At 70.8% G+C, this 4,575-nt stretch carries 7 protein-coding genes and 1 pseudogene; 3 read left to right on the top strand and 5 right to left on the bottom strand.

The window, feature by feature from the left end:
- Window positions 1-142: 142 nt before the first annotated feature.
- Window positions 143-619, bottom strand: a complete 477-nt coding sequence (locus tag ABZ641_RS26475; RefSeq protein WP_359985570.1) for a DUF1801 domain-containing protein — start codon at window positions 617-619, stop codon at window positions 143-145.
- A 61-nt stretch (window positions 620-680) separates the two neighbouring features.
- Window positions 681-1,187, bottom strand: coding sequence for a pyridoxamine 5'-phosphate oxidase family protein (locus ABZ641_RS26470; RefSeq protein ID WP_359985567.1), 507 nt, complete (start codon window positions 1,185-1,187; stop codon window positions 681-683).
- 358 nt (window positions 1,188-1,545) lie between these two features.
- On the opposite strand from ABZ641_RS26470, the gene ABZ641_RS26465 reads away from it, so the two are divergent.
- Window positions 1,546-1,722 carry a hypothetical protein gene (locus ABZ641_RS26465; protein ID WP_359985565.1) on the top strand — a complete coding sequence of 59 codons (177 nt, stop codon included), beginning with the start codon at window positions 1,546-1,548 and terminating at the stop codon, window positions 1,720-1,722.
- A gap of 158 nt (window positions 1,723-1,880) precedes the next feature.
- Here the strand turns inward: ABZ641_RS26465 and ABZ641_RS26460 are convergent, their stop codons facing one another.
- Both ABZ641_RS26460 and ABZ641_RS26455 read right to left on the bottom strand, forming a co-directional pair.
- On the bottom strand, window positions 1,881-2,054 hold the full coding sequence (locus ABZ641_RS26460) for a CsbD family protein (RefSeq protein ID WP_359985562.1): 174 nt from the start codon (window positions 2,052-2,054) through the stop codon (window positions 1,881-1,883).
- A 52-nt stretch (window positions 2,055-2,106) separates the two neighbouring features.
- Window positions 2,107-2,715, bottom strand: a complete 609-nt coding sequence (locus tag ABZ641_RS26455; RefSeq protein WP_359985560.1) for a hypothetical protein — start codon at window positions 2,713-2,715, stop codon at window positions 2,107-2,109.
- 123 nt (window positions 2,716-2,838) lie between these two features.
- On the opposite strand from ABZ641_RS26455, the gene ABZ641_RS26450 reads away from it, so the two are divergent.
- Both ABZ641_RS26450 and ABZ641_RS26445 read left to right on the top strand, forming a co-directional pair.
- A complete protein-coding gene (locus ABZ641_RS26450) occupies window positions 2,839-3,663 on the top strand; it encodes a TetR/AcrR family transcriptional regulator C-terminal domain-containing protein (RefSeq protein WP_359985557.1) in 825 nt (274 codons plus the stop codon).
- A 37-nt stretch (window positions 3,664-3,700) separates the two neighbouring features.
- Complete coding sequence (locus tag ABZ641_RS26445) at window positions 3,701-3,856, top strand: DUF6131 family protein (protein WP_199922906.1); 156 nt, start codon at window positions 3,701-3,703, stop codon at window positions 3,854-3,856.
- A 308-nt stretch (window positions 3,857-4,164) separates the two neighbouring features.
- On the opposite strand, the pseudogene ABZ641_RS26440 reads toward ABZ641_RS26445, so the two are convergent.
- A pseudogene (locus ABZ641_RS26440) lies at window positions 4,165-4,575 on the bottom strand (hypothetical protein); the annotation flags it as partial.

Genomic DNA, 4,575 nt, shown 5'->3' with positions numbered 1-4,575 from the left:
GCGGGTGGGGCCCGCCGCCGGTCGGAGGACTGCGCCGGGGCGGCAGGCCTGCCCTCACCGCCTGATCGAGCGGCCCGACGACCCCCCACGACGACGGCCTTGGGAAACCCCGGTCCGCCGGTTCGCCGTGCAGGGCCGGGCCTCAGCCCGCGGCCTTGGCGATGAGCTCGGCGATCCGGGCCTCGGCCTCGGGGGTCGGTTCGGTCAGGGCGTAGGCGGTGGGCCACATGGCGCCCTCGTCGAGGGTGGCGAGGTCGCTGAAGCCGAGGGTGGCGTAGCGGGTCTTGAACTTCTGGGCGCTCTGGAAGAAGCAGACGACCTTGCCGTTCCTCGCGTACGCCGGCATGCCGTACCAGAGCTTCGGGGCGAGGTCCGGGGCGGCGGTGCGGACGATCCGGTGGATCCGCTCGGCGAGGACGCGGTCCGCCTCCGGCATCTCGGCGATCTTCGCGAGGACGTCCTGCTCCGCGTCGGCCTTGGCGGTGCGGGGACTGCGGCGCGCGGACGCCTTGAGCTCCTTGGCGTGGTCCTTCATCGCCTGGCGCTCTTCGGGCGTGAACCCGTCGAACTTCTCCTCGGCGGCGCTGCTGCCGGGGGCGGACTTCTTGGTGTTCGTCATGGGAGGCGTCCTCTCGTGAAAATGTCTGACGGGCGATCAAGGTTGATGCTGTGTAAGACGGTCAGGCGAGCCAACGGCCGTCGCGCATCAGGGTACGGCCGGACAGTTCGTCCGCCTCACGCCAGGCCTGGATGCGGTGCGGCCTGATGCGGAACCAGCGGTACGGCGTGGTGAGGGTACGCGGGTCGAAGCCGGTACGTGCGGCGAACCGGTCGCCCTGTTCCTGCGGCAGTGCGTCGATCTCGAGGACGTCGACGTCGCCGTCGATCATCGTCACGTCGCGGGTGGGGCCGAGGCCGAGCCTGGCCGTGCGGGTGGCGGCCAGGTTCCTGCCGGTCGGGCTGTCGGCCGGGGTGGCCACGAGCAGCGCCGCGCCGTCCCAGTCGAAGGAGAGCGGCACCAGGTGGGGATCGCCGTCGGCCGAGGCGCTGGCCACCCAGACGTCGACGTCGTGGGTGAGCCGGTGCTCGGTGTCCCGCCGGCGCCGGTCGCGCGGCCGGAGCCCGGCCGCCGTCGGCTCCTCGCCCGTCCGGGCGGACTGCCGCCCCGGATCGCCGGTACCGCTCATACTCGCTCCCGAGGTCGTGGCCGTGATCGCCCGGGCCTCCGCCGGGCCCGATCGCCGTGGTCACAGCCTCTCCCGACCGGTGTGCCCTCCGCCTCCGTGCTGACCACGGAGAGCGCCACGGAACGCGCCACGGAGAGCGGTACGGAGTGCGGTACGGAGGTGCGGCGCGCGGACCAGGTCGGTGGGCGGGAATCCGGAGGGTGCGGAATTCACGCGCATCGGGAGTTCTTGTGAGGCCTCGCCGCCCACCATTGACAGGTGCTCTACACGGGTTGCCAGCCTGACGCACCGCGAGGTCGGCCGGATCACCGTCGGCTCCGGACCGCGCGGGCTCGACATCCTGCCCGGCGACCGCCACATGCCGGTCTCCAACTCCGGCTCCAACACCGTCTCCGTGGTCGACCTGGAGTCGCACGGGGCGCTCACCCGGATCGCCGTCGGCCGCGACCCGCGGCACACGACGATCGTCGGGGACGGCGCCTACGTCTCCCTCCGGGCTCCGGCTACATCTCCGAGATCGACATCTCCGGGCTGAGGAAGAGCGACGCCTCGGACGTCCGTGAGATCGCGCGGATCCGCATCCAGGAGAACTCCCACCCGGTTTCGCGAGGGCGACGGCTGAGGGGGGCCAGGTGCGGACACCTCGGCGGCGGTGCCGTCCGGGGAATGCCGCGCACCTGGCCCGGCCGGGCGTCAGTGCTTCACGACGTCCTTCGCCTTGGCGCCGGCCTGCTTGGCGGCGCCCTTCATCTGTTCGGCGCGGCCCTCGGCCTCCAGGCTGCGGTTGCCGGTGGCGGCGCCGGCGGCCTTCTTCGCCCCGCCCTTGACTTCCTCGGCCTTGTGCGCGGCCTTCTTGCCCATACCCATGGCTGATCTCCTTCTCGTGCGTGTCGTGACGTGGTGACAGTCGCCGCCGGCCTCACTGGGAGGCGGAACGGTGCCCGATCAGGTGGGGCGCGCGCTGTCCGTCGGGCTCCGGCTCGCCGTTCGCGCGAGCGTTGCCGTCGCCCTCCGGGGGCATCGGGGCCACGCGGGTGCCGGCCGTCTGCTCGTGGAAGGAGCGGGGCTGATCGCTCATCAGCTCGTCCCGCTGCCGGGCGAGGGCGTCGCGCTGTTCGGCGAGGTCGTCGCGCTGCCGCGCGAGGTCGTCGCGTTCGTCGGCGATGCCGTCCCGGCCGGCCGAGGTCGCCTCCGCACGTGCGGTGTCGCGTTGTGCGACCAGGTCGTCGCGGCCCTCGGCGACGGCCGCCGTTTCACGGCGGGAGTCGCGCAGTCCGTGGCGTGCCTCGCTGCCGCGACGCGAGGTACGGCGCGCGCCGGTCAACAGGAGTCCGAGTCCGAGCATGCCCGCCGCCCCGACGATGATTCCGAAGAGGAAGAGCGTGCCGGTGGAGCCGGTCATGTGATGCCCGAAGACCGAGAACGAATTCGTGAGTTCATGTACGGCGCCGGTGTTGGTGAATATTCCGGCGACTGCGACAACGGTCGCGGCCACCAGAACGAGAAGTCCGAGAAGAACGAGGATCATGGCGACTCCAGACGATCTACGTTGTATACATACAGCTAACTCCTGGAGTAGGATAATAGCTACACCGTAGGTCTACGAACTTCAAGTTCGTCGGCGGTGGCCGAGAGTGACAGGAGGACCGCCATGCCCCAGACCCCGGCCGACCCGGCCGTCCGGGAGCACGCTCGACACACGGACGGAAAACTGAGCCGCGAGCGGATGCTCGCCTGCGCCCTGGAGATCATCGACCGCGAGGGCGTCGAGAAACTGTCCATGCGCCGTCTGGCCCGCGCCCTCGACCACGACCCGATGAGCCTGTACCGCTACGCCGCCAACAAGGCCGCCCTGCTCGACGGTGTCGCCGAGACGGTCCTCGGTCAGCTCACGGTCGATTCCGCCGACCCGGACTGGGCGGCCCAACTGCGCGCAGTCGCCCGCGACTACCGCCGGCTCGCCCTCGAGCACCCCAACGTCGTACCGCTCCTGGTCACCCGCCCCCTGGCAACCCCACTGGCCCTGCGCCCCCGCGGCACACTGCGTCCGCTCGAAGCCGTTCTCACCCTGCTCACCCGCGCCGGCTTCGACGGCCCCGGCGCGCTGCACATCTACCGCGCCCTGTTCGGATTCCTGAACGGCCACGTCCTCGACGAACTCCAGGAACTCGTCGACAACCCCGAGGAGACCGACGACCTGCTGCGCCTGGGGCTCCACCGCCTGCCGCTCGGCGAATTCCCCCTCCTGCGCTCCCTCGCCACCGCTCTCGCCACCTACGACGGCGCCGCCGAACTCGAGCGCGGGCTCGACATCCTCCTCACCGGCCTGACCACCACCCCTACCCCCCGGCCCGGAAAACCGACAAACGCCGGACACGGGCACCGGACCCCGCGGACCACGACCGGGGCCGGCAGACGCAAATCCTCTGGAATGGAGACCGAGAACAGGAAAGGCAAAGCACCTTCCCCGCACTGACGGAGAACCACGGGGGGAAACCACAACGGAGACCATCGTGATCATTCTCGGAGCCATCCTCCTCGTCATCGGACTCGTCGCCGGCATCGGCTTCCTGTGGACCATCGGCGCCGTCCTGGTCGTCATCGGCCTGATCCTGTGGATCATGGGCGCGGTCGGCCACCAGGTCGGCAGCCGCCCCCACTACTACTGAGCCGCAACCTGCGCCTCTTCCCAAGGCCCGGCGCCACGATCGCGAATCCGCACAGCAGATTCCGACCGCGGCGCCGGGCCGTCAGATCCGAGGCCGCGGCGCTCCGCGTAAGCCGCCGGCGCTGTCGAGAGCCCACCTGCCCGACGTCACGACACGCCGCGGTCGGGGCGATGCCATCTGCCGTTCCGGTCGCACACGGGCGCCGCACTTCCTGATCACAGTCAAGACCGGCCGGTCGGCTTCCACACACGGGCGCGGGCGCGGGTGCGGATGTCCCTCCCGTAACGGCCGCGCTGCCGAGTCGGGTCTCACTTCCATCGTTTCAGCACGCTCGTCACGCGCGGAAGGTCTTCGTGGATCAGACGGCCGACCAGCGCGCCACCGAAGACGACGACTCCCACGCCGACCAGCCACGACTGGATGACCAGCACGGTCCCGAACGGGCCGTAGGTCACCGTGTTGGACGCGATCAGCGGTGAGAAGACCAGCCGGGAGAACAGCCGCAGGCCGAGCAGTCCGACCACGGTCACCACGGCCCCGGGCAGCAGCGCACCCCAGCGCACCCGCCCGCCGAGCAGCAGCCACTGCGACCACCAGACGAACACCACCGCGCCCAGCGCCGCCCCGAGATCTCCGGCCTCGGACCGGCGCACGAGCGTACTGGTCATCGGCTTCGTGCCGTCCTCGCAGTTCAGCGGCGGCAGCGTCTGGTCGTACGT

The organism is Kitasatospora sp. NPDC007106 (genome assembly GCF_040634455.1).
In the GTDB taxonomy this organism is placed as follows: domain Bacteria; phylum Actinomycetota; class Actinomycetes; order Streptomycetales; family Streptomycetaceae; genus Kitasatospora; species Kitasatospora arboriphila.
The sequence above is the reverse complement of the archived record's forward strand: the minus strand, read 5'-3'. Positions and strand labels throughout refer to the sequence as shown.

Bases quoted from the DNA above. Each gene is read 5' to 3' on its own strand.
- ABZ641_RS26475 (WP_359985570.1), bottom strand. From the start codon at position 619: ATGACGAACACCAAGAAGTCCGCCCCCGGCAGCAGCGCCGCCGAGGAG.
- ABZ641_RS26470 (WP_359985567.1), bottom strand. From the start codon at position 1,187: ATGAGCGGTACCGGCGATCCGGGGCGGCAGTCCGCCCGGACGGGCGAG.
- ABZ641_RS26465 (WP_359985565.1), top strand. From the start codon at position 1,546: ATGCCGGTCTCCAACTCCGGCTCCAACACCGTCTCCGTGGTCGACCTG.
- ABZ641_RS26460 (WP_359985562.1), bottom strand. From the start codon at position 2,054: ATGGGTATGGGCAAGAAGGCCGCGCACAAGGCCGAGGAAGTCAAGGGC.
- ABZ641_RS26455 (WP_359985560.1), bottom strand. From the start codon at position 2,715: ATGATCCTCGTTCTTCTCGGACTTCTCGTTCTGGTGGCCGCGACCGTT.
- ABZ641_RS26450 (WP_359985557.1), top strand. From the start codon at position 2,839: ATGCCCCAGACCCCGGCCGACCCGGCCGTCCGGGAGCACGCTCGACAC.